This window comes from Pseudonocardia kunmingensis (assembly GCF_006716445.1).
Taxonomy (GTDB): domain Bacteria; phylum Actinomycetota; class Actinomycetes; order Mycobacteriales; family Pseudonocardiaceae; genus Pseudonocardia; species Pseudonocardia kunmingensis.
Map to the genome: position 1 here is coordinate 93,946 of NZ_VFPA01000009.1, position 22,208 is coordinate 116,153.

At 72.1% G+C, this 22,208-nt stretch carries 17 protein-coding genes; 4 read left to right on the plus strand and 13 right to left on the minus strand.

Annotated elements, in window-relative coordinates; all coding sequences use genetic code 11:
- Window positions 1-804: 804 nt before the first annotated feature.
- From FB558_RS45420 to FB558_RS42350, 6 genes are all read right to left on the minus strand, one after another.
- Window positions 805-3,015 carry a hypothetical protein gene (locus FB558_RS45420; protein WP_142065308.1) on the minus strand — a complete coding sequence of 737 codons (2,211 nt, stop codon included), beginning with the start codon at window positions 3,013-3,015 and terminating at the stop codon, window positions 805-807.
- Between the two features lie 10 nt (window positions 3,016-3,025).
- A complete protein-coding gene (locus FB558_RS42330; RefSeq protein WP_211367249.1) occupies window positions 3,026-3,523 on the minus strand; it encodes a hypothetical protein in 498 nt (165 codons plus the stop codon).
- Entirely contained in the window at window positions 3,520-6,399 is a 2,880-nt protein-coding gene (locus tag FB558_RS42335; protein ID WP_142065312.1) for an ATP-binding protein, read from the minus strand. The genes FB558_RS42330 and FB558_RS42335 overlap by 4 nt, the downstream gene beginning before the upstream one ends.
- On the minus strand, window positions 6,396-6,725 hold the full coding sequence (locus FB558_RS42340) for a hypothetical protein (protein WP_142065314.1): 330 nt from the start codon (window positions 6,723-6,725) through the stop codon (window positions 6,396-6,398). The genes FB558_RS42335 and FB558_RS42340 overlap by 4 nt, the downstream gene beginning before the upstream one ends.
- A gap of 141 nt (window positions 6,726-6,866) precedes the next feature.
- The gene (locus FB558_RS42345) at window positions 6,867-7,136 is read right to left on the minus strand and encodes a hypothetical protein (protein ID WP_142065316.1); all 270 of its coding nucleotides are present in this window, start codon (window positions 7,134-7,136) and stop codon (window positions 6,867-6,869) included.
- Complete coding sequence (locus tag FB558_RS42350) at window positions 7,136-8,335, minus strand: conjugal transfer protein (protein WP_170231828.1); 1,200 nt, start codon at window positions 8,333-8,335, stop codon at window positions 7,136-7,138. Before FB558_RS42350 ends, FB558_RS42345 begins: the two co-directional genes overlap by 1 nt.
- A 390-nt stretch (window positions 8,336-8,725) precedes the next feature.
- On the opposite strand from FB558_RS42350, the gene FB558_RS42355 reads away from it, so the two are divergent.
- On the plus strand, window positions 8,726-9,079 hold the full coding sequence (locus tag FB558_RS42355; RefSeq protein WP_142065320.1) for a hypothetical protein: 354 nt from the start codon (window positions 8,726-8,728) through the stop codon (window positions 9,077-9,079).
- Between the two features lie 284 nt (window positions 9,080-9,363).
- Here the strand turns inward: FB558_RS42355 and FB558_RS42360 are convergent, their stop codons facing one another.
- Window positions 9,364-10,482: a glycosyltransferase gene (locus FB558_RS42360; protein WP_142065322.1), complete on the minus strand. Its 1,119-nt coding sequence runs from the start codon at window positions 10,480-10,482 to the stop codon at window positions 9,364-9,366.
- Between the two features lie 8 nt (window positions 10,483-10,490).
- On the minus strand, window positions 10,491-10,961 hold the full coding sequence (locus FB558_RS42365; RefSeq protein ID WP_170231829.1) for a MarR family winged helix-turn-helix transcriptional regulator: 471 nt from the start codon (window positions 10,959-10,961) through the stop codon (window positions 10,491-10,493).
- 66 nt (window positions 10,962-11,027) lie between these two features.
- Here FB558_RS42365 and FB558_RS42370 point away from each other — a divergent pair, with 66 nt between their 5' ends.
- The gene (locus tag FB558_RS42370; RefSeq protein ID WP_211367250.1) at window positions 11,028-11,441 is read left to right on the plus strand and encodes a hypothetical protein; all 414 of its coding nucleotides are present in this window, start codon (window positions 11,028-11,030) and stop codon (window positions 11,439-11,441) included.
- A 101-nt stretch (window positions 11,442-11,542) separates the two neighbouring features.
- Here FB558_RS42370 and FB558_RS42375 read toward each other — a convergent pair whose 3' ends face one another.
- From FB558_RS42375 to FB558_RS42390, 4 genes are all read right to left on the minus strand, one after another.
- A complete protein-coding gene (locus FB558_RS42375; RefSeq protein WP_142065325.1) occupies window positions 11,543-11,950 on the minus strand; it encodes a hypothetical protein in 408 nt (135 codons plus the stop codon).
- Window positions 11,951-12,072: 122 nt separating this feature from the next.
- Window positions 12,073-17,637, minus strand: coding sequence for a MobF family relaxase (mobF, locus tag FB558_RS42380; RefSeq protein ID WP_170231830.1), 5,565 nt, complete (start codon window positions 17,635-17,637; stop codon window positions 12,073-12,075).
- A 90-nt stretch (window positions 17,638-17,727) separates the two neighbouring features.
- Window positions 17,728-18,180 carry an Rv3235 family protein gene (locus FB558_RS42385; RefSeq protein WP_142065329.1) on the minus strand — a complete coding sequence of 151 codons (453 nt, stop codon included), beginning with the start codon at window positions 18,178-18,180 and terminating at the stop codon, window positions 17,728-17,730.
- Between the two features lie 375 nt (window positions 18,181-18,555).
- Window positions 18,556-18,861 carry a hypothetical protein gene (locus FB558_RS42390; RefSeq protein ID WP_142065331.1) on the minus strand — a complete coding sequence of 102 codons (306 nt, stop codon included), beginning with the start codon at window positions 18,859-18,861 and terminating at the stop codon, window positions 18,556-18,558.
- Between the two features lie 171 nt (window positions 18,862-19,032).
- Between FB558_RS42390 and FB558_RS42395 the strand changes: the two genes are divergently transcribed.
- Both FB558_RS42395 and FB558_RS42400 read left to right on the plus strand, forming a co-directional pair.
- Window positions 19,033-19,542: a hypothetical protein gene (locus FB558_RS42395; RefSeq protein ID WP_142065333.1), complete on the plus strand. Its 510-nt coding sequence runs from the start codon at window positions 19,033-19,035 to the stop codon at window positions 19,540-19,542.
- A gap of 32 nt (window positions 19,543-19,574) precedes the next feature.
- Complete coding sequence (locus FB558_RS42400) at window positions 19,575-20,243, plus strand: hypothetical protein (protein ID WP_142065335.1); 669 nt, start codon at window positions 19,575-19,577, stop codon at window positions 20,241-20,243.
- Between the two features lie 295 nt (window positions 20,244-20,538).
- On the opposite strand, the gene FB558_RS42405 is transcribed toward FB558_RS42400, so the two are convergent.
- On the minus strand, window positions 20,539-21,525 hold the full coding sequence (locus tag FB558_RS42405; RefSeq protein WP_142065337.1) for a hypothetical protein: 987 nt from the start codon (window positions 21,523-21,525) through the stop codon (window positions 20,539-20,541).
- Window positions 21,526-22,208: the final 683 nt, after the last annotated feature.

Here is a 22,208-nt window from a genome sequence, read left to right on the forward strand (position 1 = left end):
CCGGTGTCGTGCCGGAGGGCGCGGCCGGTCGGAGCGGAGCGACCCCGCTGGGCGGGATCGGAGCCGGGGCGGGGAACGGGGCGCTGCTCGCCGGTGTGCGGGATGCCTGGCTCTGTCCGGATGTGGGTGGCGAGGTGGGCGGGGGCGTCGTGCCGGTGGGTGCTGCCACGGCCGTCGCCGGCGCCCGGTTGAGGTCTTCGGTCCCGCCGAACCAGCCGACTAGTGCCAGTGTCACCGCGACGGTGGCCAGCAGTGAGGCGATGACGGCGGCGTGCCGGCCGGGCGATACGGGTTGTCGAGCCACCTCTGCTTTCGGCGGCCTGACTGGAGGGTTGTGCAGGGCTTGGCGTAGCTGCGCCCTCCGGCGTCGCGCTTCGGTGGCCACTGCGTGGTTGTGCGCGCGGCGGGCGCGAGCGCGCGCACCGAATGGCCATCCGGGGCCGGCGCGCAGCAGGTCACGCCCGACCAGGGCGTCGACGGCGATCCGGGCCGCGTCCCGCAGTGATAGCTCCGACCCGGTGGGAGGGTCCGTGGCTGGCTTCCCGGGTGACGGATCGTTGCCCGGGGCGGCCGTGGGGACGGCGATGGGCTCGTCGTCGTAGGGCTCGTCGCGGGGTGTTCGGTGCGGACGGTCCGGCGGCGCAGCAGGCGGCACCGCGGACGTGGGCGCGGTACCCGCCGACGGGGGTGTGGTTGGCGCGGTGGACTGGTGTGCGACAGGGGTGGGCTTCGGGTCGGTGCCGTACCAGCGCGGCGGCAAGGGCAGCTCGTCGTTGTCCTGCTCCATCATCGGCTCCCGTGGTGCTACTGGCGGCGGCCGCGACGTACCCGGGTGATGCGGTAGGCGCCGTCGCGGTGGCGCGCAGGCCGGGGTGGCGGGGCGGGGTCGAGCGAGGAGATCCCGTCGCCGCGCCGGTCGACCCACACGCGCCCCCCGCCGGATCCGGTGCGTTCCTGCGTGCGCGCGACGTTCGCGCGCACGGTCGGGTCGAGCTCGACCTCGCTCGGCGGGATCCCGCGATTCGGCCGCTGGAAGTACGAACGGGTGTTGCTCGCCCCCGCAGCGCTCTGGCCCGGCGCACCGGTACCACCGCCGGGGCTCCGGCTGTTGCCCCCGTTCGGTCGGCCCGACGGTGTCGCTGCAGATCCGCCCGGCTGGGGCGGGGGGCCCGAACGGCCGCCACTCGGACCTCCGCTCGGGCCGCCACTCGAGCCAGGGTCAGGCCCGGAGGAGTCGTTGGTGCTGCCACCCGGACCGGGTGGCAGCGCCCGGGGACCGGTGGTCAGCGCCCGAGGCGGCGCCGACGTCGAGCCGGACAGGGCGGGCGTGGAGGAAGCGGGCGCGGTGGGGGCGACGCGGGTGAGGTCGGCCCAGCGCCGACCGCCGGTGTCCTCGAACGGGGCGAGGTGATCCTGCTGCATTCCCCCGTGGCCGGGGTTCCACGAGGGGCCGGGGGAGGAGAACCCAGGCGTCGAGCCCCACCTGTTGCGCACGACGAACCCGGACGCGAGCGCGCGGGCGCCGGCGGCGCCGAGCCCGAGCACGCCGCCAGCGGTGCCGATCGCGGTGCGAACCGCGGAGCGGGCCATGAGCGCGCCGGCGAACCCGAGTGATCCGCCGCCGCCGACCGTGGTGAGCATCTCGAGCCAGGCGCGGGCCTTCACCGCGGCGGCGAACAGCCCGAGGTTGAGCACCGCGACGATGAAGAATCCGTAGCTGGCGGTCTGGGCGCCCAACACGGTGGACACCACCATGACGGCGGCGATGACCACGGTGACGAACAGCGCCTGTAGCTGCATCCCGAGGGTGAACAGCCAGTACTTGGTGCCGGTGTCGCGGAACCAACCCGGGATCGGCCAGAAGGTGAGGAACACCAGGCCGACGATCAACATGAGCAGGAATCCGACGGCGGCGATCAGGCCGGCGACGACCAGCCTCAGCAGCATCAGCGCCATCGGGATGGTGATCAGCGCGAGCATGAGCAGGTAGGCGGTGCGGGTCATGTCCTGGCCGCGGATCCAGTCCTGCCAGGCCCCGAACTCCGGCACCACATTGTCGTTGTCGAGCTCTGTCATCCAGCGCTGCCATTGCTCGTCGTTGGCCAGCGCGTGGGCGCCTGTGACCTCGCAGATGTCGAGCTCGTGGAACTGGGCGTAGCACCACGCGGTGGCGCCGAAGGTGTTCCACACGCTGTCGACCAGCGTCCGGGTGGCGACGACCTGCGGGTCGCCGCCGATCTCGGGGGTGACGAATCCGGTCGGGTTCGCCTCGGCGTGGGTGTACTGCGCTGCGCCGGAGATGACACCGGCCGCGACGTCCTGGCGCAGGCCGTCGACGTCGTTCATCAGCTGGGAGGGGCCGGCGGCGAACCCGACGGCGATCACCCCGGCCGCGACGACCCAGCCCATGTCGGAGAGGAATCCGCGGCCTTCGCCGCGCCAGCGCGTGTAGGCGATGAACGCCCCGATCGCGACGGTCGCCCCGATCAGCGGCCAGAAGACGTTGTCGGCGACCATCTGGGTGGCGGTGTCGATCTGCGGGGCGGACTCCTGGTAGACGCTCAGGTTCAGGAACCATTCCAGCAGGGTGAGCGCCCCGTAGAGGATGCCCAGGCACAGCCACATGATCAGGTTGTTGACGAACCCGACGATTTCCAACAGCCCTGCTTTGGCGCCGAGAAAGCCCTGGTTGGCGCTGTCGGGTTTGACCGTCAGCTGGTAGGCGGCGAAGTCATACGCCTCGTACAGGGTTGGCGGGGCGCCCTGGGCGAGATCCGGGCCGTCGATGATGCCGCCGTCGGCGGCATACGCCATGCGGGCGGCGCCGACCAGAAACAGCCCGACCATCCAGCCCAGCACAAGCAGGCCCTGCGGGTCCCGCAGCGGCGCAGCCAGGCGCCACACCCCGCGCAGCAGCCGACTGACGTGCCGGGCCATCATCGCGCCGGCGGCGCGCGCAGCCATCCTCGGCCCGGGCCAGGACGTGCTGCCCACCCGCGCCGTCGTCGTGGGCATCGGGTGGTGCTCACCCGCCGTACTCGGTGGCGGGCGCTTCGCACTGGGTGGGCCGGATGACGCTGCGGTCGGTGATCGGCCGCACGGCTCGCACTGACCACGTGTCGGCGACGAGCTCCAGGGTGACTGCGACGTAGGGTTCGCCGATCTCGCCAGGTGGGTTCACCGCTGCGTCGAAGCCGTGCCGGACCCCGCAAGTACGGGACTGGATGACCTCGACCTCCGGCAGCTCGCCGGTGCGCTCGCCGCTGCAGCGGCCATCCTTCTGTAGCTGCGGCACCAGCTGGGGCGACAGCAGCTGGCAGGCCGCGGGATCGTGCGCGGCGTAGAGCCGCACGAACGACGTCGCGGTGGCCTCCGGGTCGGTGCGGTCCGGCTCGGCATCCGATGGGCCGACGGCGCAACCGGCCAGGAAGCCGAGGACGGCCAGCAGGATCAGGGCGGGCGCGGCGGTCGTCGCGGCTCGGCCTCGTCGAGGCTGGCGGGTCGGCCGGTCGTGCATGGTCATCGCTCCTTGGATCGTTGTGCGCTGGTCACGGCCTCGAGCTCCTCGTCGTCGAGTACTCCGTCGTCAGGCGGACGCCAGGCAGCCGAGCGGGTAGTGGGGGCGCTGTGCGTCGACTGCGGTCGAGCTGGCGGGGTCCCCTCCTCGGCGGGTGCGGGAGGCGGCGCCGTGGGCGCCGGCGGTTGGGACGCCTCGACAGGGGCTCGATCCTCGAGGGCAGGGGCGTTGTCCAGCGCTGTGTCATCGACTGCCGGGTCGCCGTGGGCCCGGTTCTCGGCGGAGGTGTGGCCGACTGTCGTCCTCCCACCGGGCTCGGCGGGGTTGGCGTTGGCGCCGGTATCCGCGACGGTGGCGCGGTCATCGTGGGCGTTGGTGCTCTCGCCCGGCTGGTACGTGAGGTGGGTCGTGGGAACCGCGTCCTCGGTGTCCTCACCGGCGTCGGTGGACAGGGCCTGGCTGATCCACTCGCTCATGAGGTCGAACCGGATCGGGGCGAGCCGGCCGTGCCGGTCGAGCATGATCGCCTCACCGGTGCCCAGCGAGGCCTGCATCTGCCGCAGGCGGGGGCCGGGCTCGGGCCGTTTGAGCAGCGCGGCTTGTCCGTCCTGCTCGGCGCGGCCGTCGGCGCGGAACGCGAACGAGGCCACGATCTGCTCCACCAGGCCGGTGAGTCCGGCGAGGTCGGCCGCGGCTTGGGTGTCGAGCAGCAGCCAGGTCTGCAGGGCTCGCCCGGTGCGGGCGAGCCATTCCACGAAAGCCTTGCCCTCCGGGTAGCCGGTGATCAGGTGCAGCTCGGTCAGTGCGACGAGCTTCTTGAGCTCGCGCACGTTGCGGCTCTGTTGCAGAGCGTAGTTGAGGCTGATCCGGAAGGTGGTGATCGAGCACCGTTCGCTGACCGTCCACCGTTCCGGATCCGGGTTGTGCCGGGGCAGGTCCAGCCCGGCCAGGCCCAGATAGACCAGTCCGCGCCCGGTCATCAGCGGCTGGGCGTGCCGTGACAGTGGACCGAGCACTGCGCGGATGTGCGCTTGTTTGGCCCGCAGCGCCAGGATGCCGCCCAGCTCGCGGGCGGTGGCCGCGTGCGGCCGCGACGCTGGGGTCGCGGTGAGCTCGGCGATGACCGCCTGGGCTGACCACTGGTCTCTGGGCGCGCGCAGCACGTTGTCGATCGCGGTTTCCAGGACGACCTCGCCGCGGCGACGGTCCTCGGCCGACAGCGCGCCCAGCATCGCGTCGAGGGTGAGGGAGCGGGCCAGGTCCACCGAGGGGCTGAACCGCATCGGGTCCATCGTCCCGGACGCGGCCGGGTCCAGGACGTCGATCACCTGCACCGGGACGCCGAGCAGTTGCTGGGCGACGTCGACGACGCCGCCGAGGTCGCCCTTCGGGTCGACCAGCAGTTCCCACGCACCCTCGGCGAGGGCGCCGAGGGTCACCATGTTCAGACCGGTCGATTTCCCTGATCCGGACTGTCCGGTGAACGCGATGGTGGTCGGTCGGGACCGGTCGGATGCGGCACGGGAGACCAGGTGCAACTGCACTGGCCCGGGGGTGGAGCCCAGGTTCGCGCCGATGTAGGGGCCGGCGGAATCGCCGATGGCCGAGCCGCCGTGGAACCAGCTGCCGGCGAGGGTGCGGGCGGGTTGGTGTTGGGCGAACTCGGGCACCCGGATCCGGTCGCCGGGCAGCAGCTCTTGCCACAGCAGGCCCTGCACGTAGGGGACGACCTCGAGCTTGACCAGGCCGGTGTAGCGGTCCCGCAGCTTCGCGATGCGGTCGGCGAGCTCGTCGGGGGAGGAGGCGTCGACGACCCACCGGGCGTGGTTGGTGGTCATCACGTCCAGGCGCCGCTGGATCTCCTGGCGGCGCATCTGCAGCGCGTCGTCGGCGTGGGAGACCTCCAGCGGCACCTGGGCGCCGTGCGTCCCGGCCTCCCGCGCCTGCGAGCGGGTCATTTTGCGGCCTTGGTCGATCAGCGCGATGGAGCCGGTCTGCCCGTGGCTCACACCCCGAACCGAGGCCTCCACCCCCGGCAGCTCGGTGAGGATCTCCAGCCATTCGCCGCCTGGGATCTGCAGCTCTTCGACCGGGAACCCGTTCACTGCGGGGGACAGGATCGACACGTACCGGCGGGTGCCGCTCTTCAGGTCGGTCACCACGACGTGGTTGGGGTTGGTGGGATCGACCTCGCCCTGCATGAGATCGACCAGTACCGGCCCGGCCAGCGATAGTTCGTCGGGCACCTCCACCGCTGCCCTGCGGATCTCGCGCGCGTAGGCCCAGGCGATCAGCCCGGCGGGGGCGGCCGTGCCGCGCAACGGGCTGCGGGCCAGCTGCGCGAACCAGCGGTCGACATCGGCCTGGATCTTCACCAGCCGCTCGTGCGCGTCCTTGTGCGCCGTGTACTGCGAGCGCAGGCGCTGACGCGCCGCCCGGCTGGCCCGATCGACGGGAGTGGCCGGGCCGGTGTCCGGCCAGCGGATCCCGAACAGCACGATGCGCCGCCGGAAGTAGCCCTCCTCCGCGTTGCGCGTGATCCGCCGGGCCCCGAGCTCGATGTAGTCCCCAGCACCCGGCGCCCGCACGCTCTGGATGGCCTCCCAGCTGTCGTAGTACTCCTCGGTCGAGTACGGCGCCCACATGATCTTGATGTGGTACTCGGCGCCGGGTGGGAGCAGCGCGCCCATCGCCGAGGCCGTCTCCCAGGTCGCTTGGGTGAGGTCCTCGTCCTCGAGCAGGTAGGTCGAGCCGGGCGGGATCTGCGCCCACACCCACACCGCATCGTCGGTGACCTCGGCGCCGTCGGTGATCAGTCGTGGTACGGCGGGTGGGGCGCTGATGCGCTCGAAGGTCTGGCGTAGCTGCCCGGAACGCTTCATCGCTTCGCCTTCCTGGGGCGCCAGCGACGGCCCAGCAGCGGCACCAACGCCTCGCTGGGCCGGCGCGGGTGCAGCTCGGTGGTCACGGTGATGCGGATCGGGGTGGGCCGGTAGTTGCCGAGCACCAGCAGCGGGTTGCGGATCACCCTGCGCCGGCTGGGTAGCCGCGCGAGCAGCGCGTCGTACCACAGCAGCAGGTTCATCCGGCCGTCCTCACCGGTGCGGGTGCCGAGGAAGATGATCACGAACGGGGGGACGACATAGAGCGTGGGCCCGAACCGGGATGCGAGGCTCACCCCGACCAGCAGCATGAGCGCGAACCACACCGCGCAGACCGCGACACCGATGCCGATCGTGCGGCGCGGGACGCCTTGCCCTAGTGGCCGGTTGAACAGTTCGTACTGTCGCGTTTCGAGTTGAAGGTGGGAGGTGTCGGTCGGTAGCTGCATCGGCATGGCGGCTGAACCTCACCCTCCTGTGAAGGTCGCGAACAGGCCCCGGAGGAGCTCGGTGGTCTCCGCGGGCATGTAGCAGAACCCGGCGATCGGGATCGCGGCGATGATGATCGTGAACAACTTGCCGTATCGCTCGTCGGCGTAGGCGCCCACGCCTCGGGCAGCCATGACCACCAGCAGCAGCGATCCGATGATGCCCAGCGCGATCTGTTGGAGGGGCACGCCGCTTTCCGGGCTGAGCTGCGCGAGGTACACGCTCACGACGGCGCTGGTCGTTCCCATCAGCTGACTTCCTCTGTTTCGGCGCCGATCGACAGCAGGTACCAGCGTCCGTCGGCGTTCTTCAGCTCCACGCGGTAGGAGCAGGCCAGGCTGGAGTTGCCGGGCAGCTCCCAGGTGACGGTGACGTCCCCGACGCGGATGGATGCGTCGTCGCCATCGTCGAAGTCTGCGACCCGCCAGTTGGTGACGGTGCCCAGCGCAGCTGCCCCGCCCAGGCCCTCGAAGGTGGTGCCGCCGGCACGGATGAACTCGAGCTCGCCGCTGCCGTAGGCGTCAAGCAGCTTGGTGATCGTGTCCCGGGTTTCCTGGGCGTACGTCGCGTCGCCGGCCGCACCGTCGGACAGTGCAGGTTCGTCCGCGGCGGGCTGGGGGGTGCCGACCAGTGCAGGGCGCGCGCTGACCAGCACGCGTCCGTCCCGGCTGAGCAGCGGCACCGCGAGGTTCAGCCAGCGGGGCTGCAGCGCTGGCCCCGCTCCGGACGCTGGCCCGGAAGCGACGTTCGTTCCCGCGTCCTCCGGCTGCTCTTCGGCTCGAGGTGCGGCCGCCGCGGTCGCGGGGGCGTATGGGGTCACTCGGACTCGCACGGTCACCACCGCGCCGTCGCGGGCCGATCGGGCCAGTCCGATCGCGACCGGGCTGTCGGCCGTCTGGATCCCCGTGCCGTCCCAGCCGTCGCCCGCTACATCGGGGGCGACGGCGCGCTCCAGCGCGACCTGTCGAGCTGCGCGGTCATGGGTGTCCCAGGACAGGTAGTCCACCGCGAACGGCAGCGCGGTCGCCAGCAGCGCGCTCTCCGGCACCGCCGGGGCCTTCTCGGCCTGCGCTGGTGGGCCGGCCGGGGACGCCGGCGTCACCCAGCTCAGGACGGTGTCGGCGATCGAGACCGCGCCGACCACGACGAGCACGAGGACGACGGCCAGCGCGACGAAGCGGCGTGCGCGCACCCACCACCTGTCCCGAGGCGGTGCGCTCAGCACGTCCCAGACTGCTGCCTCGCCCGGCGGTACCGTCGTCGGCGCAGCCGTGGTTGGTGCCGCTCGCGCCGGGGTGGGGTTTGACGTCTGGTTGTGCGGCGCCTGGGTTGACGGGTCGCGGCTCCACTGCCCCCGCGTGATGGGCACGGCCTGGTTGCGGCCGTTGCCGGTATCGGGAGGGTTCGCCCAGCCCGGAGTCGCATGCCGACCGAAGCCTGCCGCCATCGGCGGCTGCCCTGAGCCTGCTGGCGGCGTTCCCGGCGGGAGCCCGACGTACTGCCCACCAGGCTGATGTCCCGAAGGCGGTGGGGTTGGGGCGTGCCGCGCGGCCTTCCGGGCAGCATGACGCGCCGCGCGCGCTTCCAGGCGTGGACCGAGGTCCTCCAGCCCCAGAGCCCGCAGGATCATGGCTCGGAGACTGACACAGCCCCCCATCGCTGTGGGGGCGTTTGGTCAGAAAGGCCGTTCGTTCGCAGTCGATGCCGCTATGCCGTTGCCGCGACTTTCGGCGAACCGCCACGAACATCCACCTGCCTCTGCCAGGCTCGTCGGGCCTCGACTCCACCCACACCCGATGAAGGAGAAGCGATGCCAGGGCGTGGCCGAACGTGGCGGGTGCCGGTGGTCCTCGCGCTGCTGGTCACCGCGATGCTGGTCAGCGCGGGTGCAGCGCACGCCGTGCCCTGGTACATGTGGCGAGACGGGGTCGTCTCGGAGGATGAAGCGCCCGTGTACGCCGAGTCCGTGGACGGCTGGGCGTGCCACATCGGCCTGGGATGCCGCTCGGCCGAGCGCACCCCCGATGACCCACCGCCGATTTGGACTGCCCAGCGCGGGGACCCTGTGCAGGTCGAGTGCTACCTGGGCGAGTACTACAAGATCCACGCCGACCGCGGTGAGGGCTGGATCCTCATCTCATACGTTGCCGACGTGAACAAGCCCGTCGGGTGCTACGCCGGCGACTTCTGATCGACCTGTCGGCCCGGCGGGGCCCCCGGCGCGAGCAGCCGGAAACGGGGCCGAGTGGTGGGGTCGTGGTCTGCTACCGCTCCTGCTGACGGGGACCTGCGCAGCACCGTAGCGGGCACGGGTGCATCGGTTGGGCGCGCTGCAGCCAGGTGCAGCCCGCGCGGTGACCGGTGGCGTCATCGACGTGGGTCGCGAGGATCCGCTCCGTCAGTCCGCGGGCGAGGTCGAAGAGCCGATGGTGAGCCGCGCCGAGGGCGTGGGGGTTGCCCGCAACCGCGCCCGGGTCACGCAGCCCCGCGGCTGAGCAGAGCGGTGATCGTCCGGGAGACTTCGGCGGGCCCGGGCATCGCGGCGATCTCGTCGCGGAGCCCGCACGCGTTAGCGCGCAGGTGCCCATCGTGCAGGAGCCGGTGCAGCACGTCACGGGTGATGCCACGGGCGGGCACCGCCAAGCCGGCGCCGGAGCCGGAGACCACTGCGGAGTTGTGGCGCCGGTCCCCGCTGCCAGGCACAGCGAGCTGGGGTATTCCGGCGGCGAGCGCGCCGAGGGTGGTGCCGGCGCCGCCGTGGTGCACCACTGCGGTGGCGTGCGGGAGTACCGCCGCGAGCGGCACCCAGCCGGTCGTGCGCACCGCCGGCGGGACCGTCAGATTCGACGGGGGGCGCACGAGCACCACTTCGGCGTCGAGTCCGGCCGCGGCGGCGAGAACGGGTTGCAGGTGCGCGGCGCCGCCCGCCCCGGCGATGGTGCTGTGGGTGACGACGAGCCGAGGCCGCCCGGGAGGCCGGCGCAGCCAGTCGGGCACCTCACCGGTGCCCGACCACGGCACCGGGCGCAGCGACTGGCCGGGCCTGCCGGTGACCAGGCTCGGGGGCAAGTTGTTCAGCCGTAATGCGGGTGGAGGAAGACGACGAACCCCGTGGCGGCGCGCGGCGCGGCGCAGGTGCGGGCTCGCGGCGGTGGCCGCGACCAGCTCCTGCCCGTCGAACAGCGTGTTGTCCTGCAGCACCGCCGGCACGCCGTGTCGGGCCGCGGCGACCGCGCCGGCGACGGCGAGTGGTTCGTGCACGATGAGGTCTGGCCGCCACGACGCGACGAGCTCGCTGAGCGGGTCGAGCAGGGCAGCGTTGACCGCGCCGAACAGCAGACCGACCCCACGCGTGCCCGCGCGCCCCCGCATCTCGCGCCACGCGGTGATCGGGTGAACAGGCAGGATGCGCGCGGCGATCCGACTCATCTCGAAGCCCGGAACGAGGTCGTGCACCGCGATGCCGGTGCCGCCGGCGGGTATGCCGCCGGCGGCGACACGCACGTCGTGGCCGGCCTCGCGCAGTGCGGCGGCGAGTGGAACCAGGGGTAGCAGGTGTCCGGCCAACGGAGCGGAAACAACCACTGTGCGCATAGATCCTCCTACTGGTCCGACGGATCCGTCCGGCCCTCCGACAGGCGCCGGGCGTGGGTGCGGTTCAGCTCCCCGAGCCGGCGCAAGTCCTCGGCGAGACCACACAGCTCCGCCGCAGGCCGTGCCCCGAACGCCGCCTCGGCGTCGGCGAGCACCGGCTGCCAGATCGCGGTTCGCAGATCGGCGTGCCCGTCGGAGGTCCCGACGATGTGCGCCCGTCGATCCTCGGCGTCGGGATGGCGGGTGACGTAGCCGGCCCGGTCGAGGCGATCGACGACCTTGGTGATCGCGGCTGGGCTGAGGTGGCTCGCCGCCGCGAGGCCGCCCGCGGTCATCGGCCCCTCGCGTTCGAGGATCTCCAGGCAGCGCAGGTCATTGCGGTTGACGCCATAACGTGACGCGACCGCGTCGAGCAGGGCCTCGGTGGCGGCGTGCAGGGCGCGTGCCGCATGCACGACGTCGGTTGTCTCGGATCGCACGGACACCTCCTTCGCGGCGTGTATCTTTCACGCCGTGAACCAGTCTAGCCGCCGTGAGGCCGCACCATGACCACTAGAAACCTGGCGGCGATCGCCGCAGGGCTCTACGGCCTGTGGGGGCTACTGCACCTCGGCCTGGGCGCAGCCCTGTCGTGGAACGCTCTCGCGACCGGGCTGCCGGCGTCCGAGCCCGGCGCCGAGAGCGTCATGTTCTTCGTCTGCGCGATGGTGTTCGGCGGTCAGGCGGTCGCCGTCGCTGTCACCATGAACAGGCACAACGATCGCTTGGGCTACTGGCTGAACCTCATCGTGCTGGGCGTCGTCGACATCGCGTTCCTCGTCGTGATGGTTCTTCCCGGACACGTCGATCTGGTCGGCGGCCTGTCCGGTCCGTTGATCTGGTGCCTGGCGGCCGCCGTTTCGACGGTTGCGCTACGCCGATCCGCACGATCACCAGCCGCACGCCGCTCGTCGGCCTAGACCTCGCGAGACCGGCGTGCGGATCGTCGGGACCCAGAGCGCGCTTCTGGATCGGGCCGGAAGGCAGGTCCGCTCACCTGACCCGCTTCGCCGAGGACCGCTCAGGACATCAAGCCGACCAACAGATCCGCCGCGGTGTTCGCCGCGGCGCGCCGCTCGACCGGGGCCATCTCTGCGCACCGGGCCCACATGACGTCGTTGCCCTCGTGGAGGCCCGCCGCGACCAACAGGCGGAACTCGCGCGACGACGGGTCCGAGCTAGCCAGGTCGGTCAGGTTCGCTGGGAGCCCGCCCATCGCCTGCTGGACGCCCACGCACGCGAGCTCGACCAGGCGGGCCGTGGTGGGCGCGTCCTGCACCAGGATCGTGAGGTGTGCGTCCTGGCAGCTGGTGCAGCCATCGAACGCCGCGCCGATGAACTTCCCGAGTAGCGACCCGTCGACGGGCCGGCCCAACGGGTCTGATCCCGCGGGCACGTCAAAGCCGGCGTGGGCGTGGTCGGTCGCCATGACGGCGCAGCATACGAGCGCCTGCCGACAGCCCGGCCAGGTTCGGCCTGGCGCGCCTCCTCCCGGATCCTTCGGCTTTTGAGGGCAGGGGCGGGCCTTCACCTCCAAGCGGTGGGATCAGCTCAGCGGTCGTCGAGCCCGGGGTCCAGATGGCGGTCGATCTCGTGCGGATGCGGTTGTGTTGCCTCCAGGTGGCCGGCATCGAGCACCTGTACGTCCGGGCTGGTGATCTCGCGGCCGCCGGTCTCGATCTCGCCGATGTGCGGTGCGAGGGCGGCGGGCTGCAGCGCTGTCGTCCGCTGCTGTTCCTCGAGCGCGTGTAGCTCCGGCGGTTGGCGCTCGCGTAGGTCGTGCTCGGCCTGCAGCTCAGCGATGCGCTGGGTGTGAGTGAGCTGCTGCTCGGTGAGGCGAGCGGCGCGCCGGTACGCCGCTTCGGCGACCTCTTGGTCGCGCCGTTGTGCGGCCTCTCGTGCGTGCGCGTGGTCCTTCTCGGCCGCTTCGGCGCGGGTCAGGATGTGCCGGTGCTGGTCCCGTGGCCCGGCCTGCGCCTGGGCTTGGGCGACCTGCTGCGCCAGCTGTTCGGCGTCGGTGTGGGCCTGCAGTTCCGCGGCGCGTAGCTGGTCGATCCGCTCAGCGATCTCGGCGCGGCGGCTGCGCGCGAGCCGGCTGTGGCTGGCGAATTCGTGCTCGGCGAGCGCGCGGTCCTCGGCGGCGCGCCCAGCCCGCTCGGTCGCAGCGTGCCAGGCTGCTTCCAGTTGCCCGGCGCCGCGCACGGCCAGAGCCTGTTCACGTGCCTGGGCGAGGCGCTGTTCGACCGCCGCAACCTCGGTGCCGTGCCCGGCTTCAACGGCACGACGGAGCTGCTCGGCGCGCTGCTCAGCGCCCGCGCGGTCGGCGGCGAGCGCGTCGGCACGCTGCTGTTCGTGCGCCAGGTGCGCGCGGAGCTCGCGAGCGGACAGTGCGCCGTGCGGGCGCTGTGTCCAGTGCTCCACCGGAGGCGAGCGCGTCTCGGCGCCGCTCTCGACCACATGGTCTGGCTGCGGCCCGTCGACCTCGAGGTCCCGCGACAGCGCCGGCAGCGCCGCAGGTTCGAGCGCCGGCGAGGCCCCGCGCTGCTCGGGCTGGGACGGCACCGGCTGATGCGCCTCGACCTCGCGCGGCTCGATGTCGCGGTCGATTCGATCGACAGCGCGGGTGAACAGCATCGTCAGTGCCCCGGCCGGGTTCTGCACGCGCGGCCCGTTGACCGCGCGCGGGTCGATCCCGGCGAGCACCGCTTGGACGTCGTGGCCGGCCTCCTCGGCAGCGGCGGCACGCTCTACCAGGAAGGTGAACGTCGGGTTCGCGATGGTGCGCTCGGCGACCTGTGTGTGGGAGGGCCACGCGGCGCGCAGCAGGTCGGCGATGTGCTCGGTGCGGGCGAGGCGCTCGGTGCGCTCCTCAGCCTCGACCCGGGCCCGCTCGATCGCCTCGAGCTGTGCGTCGCCGACGCGGCGCAGCATGTAGGCGCTGAACGCGGCCGGTTCCCGGATCTGCGGTGCGTCCAGCTTCGCCAGCGGCATCGCGGCGAGCAGGTCGCGCACGTCCAGGTCGGTGTCGACGTAGCGGTCGAGCGCGCGCACGACCGCCTCGAAACCGGGCGCGGCGACGACCTTCTCGGCCAGCTGTGGGCGGGCCGACCACAGCTCACGCAGCAGCTCGGCCGCCTGCTCACGGGCCTGCTGGTCCTTCGCGGAGCGCTGCTCGGCCTCGTCGCGCCGCTGCTGGGCGGTATCGCCGTTGCGGACGTGCTCGACCGCGATGTCGACCATGCGGGCGGTGTAGGCAGAAGCGTCGGTGACCCGGGGGGAGCCGACTGCGTCGAGCGGGATGTCGGCGAGTACCTCGTGCACGTCGAACCCGGCTTGCGCGGCGTCGTCGAGGTTGCGGGCGACAGCGGCGAATGCGGCGCCGGCGATGATGCGTTCCACGAGCGAGGGCTCGTGCCGCCACACCTGCTGCAGCAGTGCGGCCGCCCATTCGCGGCGGGCCTGCTCGGCAGCTTCACGGGCCTGCCGCTGCTGCTCACGCTCGGCGCGGCGAGCCGCGCGCCGTGCAGCGCGTTCCGCGCGCTCCGCGCGCTGCTCGTCGCGTACGCGTTCGGCGGCTTCGGCCTCGGCGGCGCGTTGCGCGTGCAGGAACTGTGCGCGCCCGTCCTCGGAGACGAACTCGGCCAGGCCGAGGTCGGCGACGACCGGTCGGTCGTTGCGGTGAGTCTCGGTGCGGCGGGCGTGCTCGGCGAGCTGTTCCATGGCCCGCCAGTCGCGTTCGGCGCGCGTCTTGGGCACGCCGTGCAGGTAGCTGTCCTGGGGGGTGTCGAGCTCGTCGCGGCCGGCGAACAACCACACGGCGCCCCGGTGGCGGCTGGTGGCCACGTGCAGCGCCGGGTTGTCCGCGCCCGGGGCGTGCACCAGCACCGTCCCGTCGACGTCCTCGCCGTCCGGGGTGTTCCACTGCTCGGGGCCGTTGACCTTGATGGTGAGGCCTTCGGCCTTGTGCACGGTCAGCGCGTAGCCGAGGTGCACACCGCCGATTGCGACGTAGTCGGTGGACAGCCGCGCGGTGCGGGTGGCCACCCCGTCGGCGGTGTCCTGCTCCCACGCCACCGACAGCGTGCCGCGGGCGTCGATGTCGGTCACGACGGCGCGGAAGCCGTTGTAGACCGCGTCCCCCTCGACGCGCTGCTGGCGGGCGTCGTTGACGCGCAGCAGGATGTGATCGCCCACGTGCAGGGTGATCCGGTCATCGCCGGCGACGTTGTAGGTCCAGCTGGCGCCGAGCTCACCTTCGGCTTCCCGCAGTGCCTGCGCGGCCTGGTTGAGCCGACGCACCTGCGCGTTGGTGGCGGCCAGCATGACCAGCCCGCGCATCTCGGTGTGCGGGTTCGGGGCGCCCTGGTGCTGGTCCCACCACCGCGCGAGCATCTCCGCGTTCGCCTCACGCCCGGTCTCACGCACCACCAGCCGCGCCTTGTCCTGCCAGATCGACAGCGCTTCGACGTAGCGGGCGTCGCGCCACGCCGCGATGGCCTCGCGCTCGTCCTCCTCGCGCTGGCGACGGTTGTCGCGCAGCTCGGCGCCTTCGACGATCTCGTGCACCCGCGCGAACAACGAGCCGACCCCGACGCCGCGCAGCTGCTTGCGGTCGCCGATCTCCACGATCCGTGTGCCCGATCGGGCCGCCGCCCGGTACAGGGCAGCGCGGCTGCGGTCCTCGGTGAGGTTCGCTTCGTCGACGATTAGCACGTCGACCCCAGCGAACACCTCGATCCCGTCTCCGTCGTTCGCGCCGCTGCTGGCGGCGTTGTTGTTGCGGATGCGGGCGAGGTAGGACGCGACGGTGCGCGCCGGGATGCCGGCCTCGGCCTGCAGGTTCTGCGCCGCGACCGCCGCGGTGGCGGCGCCACCGACGACGTAGCCGGCGGCCTCGAACACCACCCGCACCGCACGCATCAGGGTGGTCTTCCCGGTGCCGGGTGCCCCGTTGACCGTGTCGACCAGCCGGCCCTGGCCGACCACCCGGCGCAACGCGCGCGTCTGCTCTTCCGACAGCGCGAATCCCTGCTGGGCCTCCACGGTGTTGACCGCGAGTTGGATGAGCTCCTCGTCGATGACCCGCACGTCGGACTGCCCAGGGTAGCTGGCGCGCGCGGCCCGCAGAATCTGCTGCTCCGCCGACACGACGTCGTCGGTGGTGTGGAAGACCGCGTTGCTCATGTGTTGCTGTCCGGGCCCGCGGCGCAGCTGCCGGAACCCGGGAATCGACAGCACCCGGTCGGTCATCTCCTCGATCTCGGCGGTCGTGGCGAACCCGCCTGGCATCGCGTCGGCCACGCGGGCGAGCGCCTCGGCCCGGGTGAACCGCCGCCCGTCCGAGGTCAGGCCGGTTTCCGGGTCCAGCAGCATCTCCGCGATCTCGGCCGCGTCCACCGTGGCCGCGCCTGCCGCCGCGGCGGCAACGTGTGAGGCCGCCGGATAGGTGCGCACCGCATCCGCAGCAACGTCGGCCCCCGGGTCCGCGCCGCCGAGCGCGTCGGCGAGGGCGTCGAGCTGCTCGTCGTCCAGGTCCCCGTCGTCTCGTGGGCGGGCGCCGCGCGCGCCGGTGCTGGGGGAACTCGGCCCAGTCGGCGACGTCGCGGGGCCGGCGACCGGATCGGGGTCGGCGCCGCCGTTGAGGACCCGTCGGATGTGCTCGGCCGGGTCGCGGCCCGCGGCCAGCTCCTCACCGTGCCACAGCTGCTGAAGCGTCGCGTCTGGCGCGGCGACCGCCTCGCCCTTCGCGCCGCGGCTGCGCTGCTCGGCGATGCGGTACTGTGCGCGTGTCGCGGTGTTCGCGTCATAGCCCAGCCGCTCCAGCATGTCCTTGATGTCGGCGTGCCGCTTGCTGAACAGCTGCAGCGTCTCGTCCGGGATCCCCACGATCTCCCACGCCCGGGTTCGCGGGTTGCGCTCGAACCGGATCCCGTAGCGGCGCCCGAGCTCGTGCCGCACCGTCGCCTTGAACATGTGGTCCAGGGCCGCGGCGTGCCGCATCAGGTCCCGGCCACCGGCCGCGACTGTCGACCACTGCCCGTCCTCGCCGCGGGTCATGTTCGCGATCGTGGCGTGCACGTGCCAGTGCGGGTCGCCGATCTCCGCACCGTCGACCGGGCGCGCGGCCCGGTGCACCATCAGCCACCCGGCGAACCCGTTCCCGTGCACGACCCGCGCCTGCCGGCCGCCGCCGTGCTTACCCCGCATCCCATAGGCGGTGGTGTTCTCCAACCACCCGAACAGCGCCTGCACCTGCTCGGTGTAGACGCGCTCGATGTCGGCCGCCAGCTCTTCGTCGCCCAACGCGAGCAGCAAGCTGAACGACTTCGGCAGCGTCATCGTGATGTCGTAGCCCAGGTTCCCGACCACGACCCGCCGTGGCACCCGCTCCTCGCCGACCGTGCCGTCGTCACGGCGCAGCTTCCGCAGCTGCCACAGGTTCGCGGCCGCCCGCGCGTAGACCTGCTCACCCCACACCTGCTCGACATCTACGCCGGCGGCATCGGCCAGCACGCCGGCCTCGTCCGCGCGCAGTCGCGCCGCCTCTCCTTTGCTGGTCACCGCCCGCTCGGCCGCCGCGAACGCCGTGACGAGCTTCGCCCGGTTCCCGAGGACCTCCGCCACCGAGACCGCCGCCTCGGCGGCGACCCCGTGCACCGCACGCACCAGCGGCGCCACCGCGACCTTCGCATCCGATGGCACCCCACGCTTCGCCTCGACCAGCACCTCACCGGTCATCGGGTGCTCGCCCCGCATCAACGCGCGCGCCTGATCGAACTGGTCCTCGGTCAGCTCGCTCCCGGCCTCGATCCCCAGATCAGCCAGCGCCCGACCGATCCACCGCAGCGGCCGCTCCCGGCCGTCCGCGTGATACGAGAACTGCCGATCACCCGGTCCGCTGCAGCCGTGCTTCTTCCCCAGCCGGTACTCGATCTGCTCGGGATTGCTGCCGATCTTGGTCACGTACGCCACGGCCCGCGCCCCCTCACAGGCCGAACGGCCGTATCCCCATGGGGGATACCTTAGTGCACTGACGTTGGTATTGGGCCTGTCGCGCTCTGCGCGACGATGACAGTGCGGAGCGCAGCGGAGCTCCTTGCCACACCCTGAGGTCACAGTGCGGAGCGCAGCGGAGCTCCGCATGCGCGTGGCGCGCCACCGGGAGGGGGCCCCGGACAGGCGGTGGGGCCTGTCCGGGGGCTCTGGCTACAGGATGCGCAGCTGGACGCAGGACCATCCGTCGATTGCGCGTTCGAATCGGGCGGCGACGGCGCGGATGCGGGGTCCGATCATCACGGTGGTGGCGACTTCGGCGGCTTCGTCGGTTGGGCAGAACATGTGCACGCTGGGCCGCATCCGTGACGGGCGTGCTGGCGGTGTTAGCAGGCGGGCGGCGCGGATGTAGCGCAGCACGGGCGGGGTGACGTGTTCGCGCAGGTGGGCGGAGGGGCGGCGGGTGTCGATGACTTCCAGGGCTGCGGCCAGCACCATCGCCACCGTCTTGCGGAGCTGCGGGTCGCGTGCCCATGCGGTGGAGGGGTCCGGTTGCGGCGCGGCGGGTGCCGCGCTGCGCTGCTGCGGGGGTGTGGGGTGCGGCCCCGGCGGGGGCTCGTAGTTGTAGCGACGGATCCGGAACGTGGTCGTCTCGCGCTCGCCCATGCCAACCCTCTCCCTGACCGGTGGTGGGCCTGTTGGCCCGTCCCCTTGGGGTGGCGGGGTGCTGTCCCCCGCCGCCGCAAGGCGCCCTTGCACGGCCTCGGAGGCTCGCGGTCAAGGGCGGCCCGAAGGGCCGTCGCGCAGCGACGCGGAGCGCAGCGCAGCGCCCTTGACGGTGAGTGAGGCCGTGCTAAGCCAAGGGCCGACAGGCCCCCGCCGGAGGCGGTCCATCGAGGTTCTCGGCCGCGCGGCCTTGAGCGCGAACGGCACCACCGGCGACACCGGTAGACCGTCGGGAACCTCGATCACCCGCATGAGTCGTCGGTGTCTACGTGGGTTACGGCGCGCGCCTTCGCTGGTCGACCGCGCCTGGTCCGATCAGCGCGGCGCGATGCGGTCAGTGCCTGCCGGCACCGGTGGCAGGCTCAGTGCTTGGGCGTGGTGGGACAGGGCGGCCAGCGCGGCCGCGAGCCAACACAGCTCGGTCTCGTCGGCGCAGCGTCGGGTCAGGTCGTGGACCGCGCGGGTCAGTGTGGGCAGTGCCTCGGTCAGGATCACGGTCGGCGCCGATTCGACATCCATGCCGCGTTCCTGGGCGACCGCTTCGAACAGCGCGTACACCATGTCCGCGGTGTCGAGGGATGGGGTCTCGAGGGATGTCGGTTCGGCGGGCTCGCGTCGCATGGTCGTTCATCGTGCCTGACTCTGGTCCGGGGCCGGCGCGTCTATCCACAGGCCGCTCGGCGGGCGTCGGATCATCGGCGGGTTGAGGTTCGCGAACCGGCCACCGGACGGGTGTCGGCTGCGTACGCTCCGGGCTCGGAGGGTGTTAGCGATCTGGGGGGAGGGCGAGCGGTGGCGAGCTCGGCGGAGCAGATCAGGGAGCGGGTCCGGCGCGCGGATGAGGCGAGGATCGCCGCGCGCGCCGCGGCGGCCGCCGATGCGGACCGGATCGCGGCGGAGCGTGACGCTACGCGCGTGCGGTTGGCGCAGCTCGATCAGGAGCTCGGGGCTGCGGCCCTGCAGGCGCTGAAACTGATGGCGCCGGAAGAACTCGCCGAGTTCACCGACCGCCCGGTGCGGGAGGTCCGCGAATGGCTCGGCGGGGACGGGCGGGGCGCTCGGCGCGGCAACACCGCGGGCCGGCGGCGCACTCCGCGCGGGGGCCGCTCGGGCGTCGCCGCTTCGTCCGCGCCGTCCGGGTCGACCGCGCCGTCCGGGTCGACCGCGCCGTCCGGGTCGACCGCGGTCCCCCCGCCCGGTGAGGGCGGCGCGGCGGTGCCCGATGAGGGCGGTGCCAGTGGGGATACTGCGGTGCCGGTGCCGACTATCGCTGCGGGGTTGGCGCCGGCCTCGGCGTCGTGATGGGGGGGTAGGTCGTGGCGCGGATGCGGGCAGTGACGGTTGCCGTGCTGCGGGCTGCGGTGGCGGATCCTGTCGTGGTGGGCCGCTATTTTCGCCTGGTCCAGCGGGGGCGCCCCGAGCAGTGTTGGCCGTGGGTGGGTGCCATCTCGGGGCGGGGTCACGGGCGGTTCCATCTTGCCGGGACCTACGTGGTCGACGCGGAGGGTCAGCGGCTGCGCCGGACTCACGTGGTGATCGCGCACCGGTTCGGCTACGCGGTCCGCTATGGGGTGGACGCGTTGTTGCGGGTGCCGGTCGTGGCGCATGGATGCGACAACCCGTTGTGTCAGAACCCGCGTTGTTGGCGGGAGAGTGACCCGGTGCGGAATCGGCGCGAGTACCTCGCGCGGCGCGGCACGGTGCTGGGCGCGCTTGCCGACACCCGCGGGGCCCGTGGCCGTGCCCGCGCGGTGCGCGATGCCGTGCGCGCTGGTGACGACGTCGCGGCCGCAGTGCTCGCGGGCGCTTCGGCGGTCCATCGGGATCAGCTGGCGATGTTCGACGAGCCATCCCGCGCGAACGATGCCGAGTACGGCCCGCGGGGGATGTGGGTGGAATCCGGTGCTGCTGCTAACACCGAGAACGACCCCGGCCACGTCCCCGCCGACGATCCGCCCGGCGGCTCGCGCCTGTCGCTGTTCGATCCGGTCACCCTCGACTAGCGGGGTCCAGCTCGGCGCACTTCAGGGCGGGCGGCCTGCTGTATGTCGGCCAGGTGTTCCCGGGTGCGGCCGGCGGCGGTCTCGGCGGCGAGCTGGTGGCGTGGCGGCGCGCTTCGGAGGGGGCGCCGGAGACGGGACCACCGGTGATGGTTCCTGCCGGGGCTCGATGCCCCGGCAGGGACCTCCCGCGCGCGGATGGCGCGGGAGGCGCTGCTACGTCGCGCCTTCGGGGCGTTGCGGGATGCGGCAGACCAGAGGGCCCCGGTCGAAACCGGGGCCCTTTGGGATGGGGCGGCTATGCGGCAGTGGCGCTGTCCAGCTTGCGGCAGTCCAGGCACAGTCCGTGTCGGACCTGGCGGATGCTGCCGCACTCGCAAGCGCCGTCGACAGCGGTGGGGGTGGGCGACGGCTGGGGTGTTGTGGTGGTCTCGGGCAGCGGGTGGGTCTTGACCCACTCGGCGATGAGGGTTTGGCGGCGGGTGTCGCTGCTGGCGCGGCGCCACTCGTTGCGCAGGATGGCGCGTGCGCTGGGGCCGGTGCGCGCGACGATGAACGCGCATCGGGCGGCGACCGCGTCGGTCAGGGTGTGATGGCGGGGCAGCTCGGGGATGCCGGGGCGCTTGGACTCTCGGCACTCGCCACACAGGCCGTCGTCACCGTGTCCGGCGCGTACCCGGTTGGTGGTGGCGTCGGCGGATGCGCGTTCGAGCCAGCAGGAGACGCAGGGCAGGCGGCGCACGTCGGGAACTGCTGCCTTGTCGTAGTCGAGTCCGGACGCGTAGACCTGCGCATCCTGTGCGCGGTCGTCGCGGTCCTTGAGCTGCGGGCCTTCGGCCACTCCGGCGCGCTCGCGGAAGTAGCGTGCGGCGTGGGCGTTCTGGCGGGCCTGGTGCGGGGTGTGGCGTGCCTTGCGGCGGCTGCGGTCCACTCGGCGGTGGCTGTTGCGGGGCGCGCGTTCGCTGTTGCGGCCGTAGGGGGGCTCGGCGGGTGCCTCGTTGGTCGGGATGTACTGGCCGTTGTCCTGCTCGGGTACGCATGCGGCGATGAGGTCGCGGTACTGCGGGGCGGGGGCGCGCTTCCAGGCGTTGCGCATCTTGTCGACGGCGATGGGGAACGGGTAGTGCTCCAGCGTGGCGGCACACCAGCGGAGGATGCCCAGCGACGAGGCGTCGGCGACGTCGAGGATTTTCGCCATCTGATGCTTGGCCTTGCGGCTGTCACCGGATTTGACCAGGTCGGCGACGTCGACGAGAGCATCGGAAAGCGTCTCTATCTGCGACATAATGATAGACTCCCTGCGATTTGGGGAAGGTTCCGGGATTGGCGGTTCCCGTTGGTCTTACAGTTCTCAGGATAGCATCTTTCGAGCCGGTTTCACAAGCCTTGACGACGTGGAGACTCGCTCCTTTCCTCTAATTTTTCACGACCTTGCAGGCGTCCTACCAGCGGCTTTGGTTGCGCAGCGGCGTGATGATCATGTCAATCGTTTCCTTTCGTTCACTTTGCGGGGCGCGTTTCCTTGGGTTCGATCGGGGCTCGATCGGTCGTCACCGAACGGGATCGTCTGGGAGCGAGGTTCCGTCGCGCATCGGCCGTGCTCTGCATCTGCACAGGTTCTGCCCCGGTGCAACTCGCCTGCGTCCATAGTGGATTGATGCTCGTGCAGGCGAGTTGCACCGGGGCAGGTTCTGTGCTGACCTCCGGCGGCCGATGCGTGGCGGAACCTCGCGATCTCGCAACCACCTTGAACCGCAGCCCTCGCTCCCCACCCCCGAGGTTCCGGAGCGTGGAGGCCCCCGGAGGGTTGCTTGTGGTTCTCGAGGGTCGACGGCAGGTCGCTCGCTCGGACGGCTCGTTCGCGGGGGCATCAACGCCGACGGGCTACCGGTGACCGGTCGGCGTCGGGGAGCTGGACCGGACGAACGGGCGTGCCCAGCCGAAGCCGGGCACGCCCGGTGTGCCACG

What these genes read in the sequence shown, in the direction of transcription:
- FB558_RS42370 (WP_211367250.1), top strand. Translation starts at nt 11,028, where the DNA reads ATGACCACTAGAAACCTGGCGGCGATCGCCGCAGGGCTCTACGGCCTG.
- FB558_RS42345 (WP_142065316.1), bottom strand. Translation starts at nt 7,136, where the DNA reads ATGGGAACGACCAGCGCCGTCGTGAGCGTGTACCTCGCGCAGCTCAGC.
- FB558_RS45420 (WP_142065308.1), bottom strand. Translation starts at nt 3,015, where the DNA reads ATGCCCACGACGACGGCGCGGGTGGGCAGCACGTCCTGGCCCGGGCCG.
- FB558_RS42405 (WP_142065337.1), bottom strand. Translation starts at nt 21,525, where the DNA reads ATGTCGCAGATAGAGACGCTTTCCGATGCTCTCGTCGACGTCGCCGAC.
- FB558_RS42390 (WP_142065331.1), bottom strand. Translation starts at nt 18,861, where the DNA reads ATGCGACGCGAGCCCGCCGAACCGACATCCCTCGAGACCCCATCCCTC.
- FB558_RS42335 (WP_142065312.1), bottom strand. Translation starts at nt 6,399, where the DNA reads ATGAAGCGTTCCGGGCAGCTACGCCAGACCTTCGAGCGCATCAGCGCC.
- FB558_RS42330 (WP_211367249.1), bottom strand. Translation starts at nt 3,523, where the DNA reads ATGACCATGCACGACCGGCCGACCCGCCAGCCTCGACGAGGCCGAGCC.
- FB558_RS42375 (WP_142065325.1), bottom strand. Translation starts at nt 11,950, where the DNA reads ATGGCGACCGACCACGCCCACGCCGGCTTTGACGTGCCCGCGGGATCA.
- FB558_RS42360 (WP_142065322.1), bottom strand. Translation starts at nt 10,482, where the DNA reads ATGCGCACAGTGGTTGTTTCCGCTCCGTTGGCCGGACACCTGCTACCC.
- FB558_RS42350 (WP_170231828.1), bottom strand. Translation starts at nt 8,335, where the DNA reads ATGGCGGCAGGCTTCGGTCGGCATGCGACTCCGGGCTGGGCGAACCCT.
- FB558_RS42385 (WP_142065329.1), bottom strand. Translation starts at nt 18,180, where the DNA reads ATGGGCGAGCGCGAGACGACCACGTTCCGGATCCGTCGCTACAACTAC.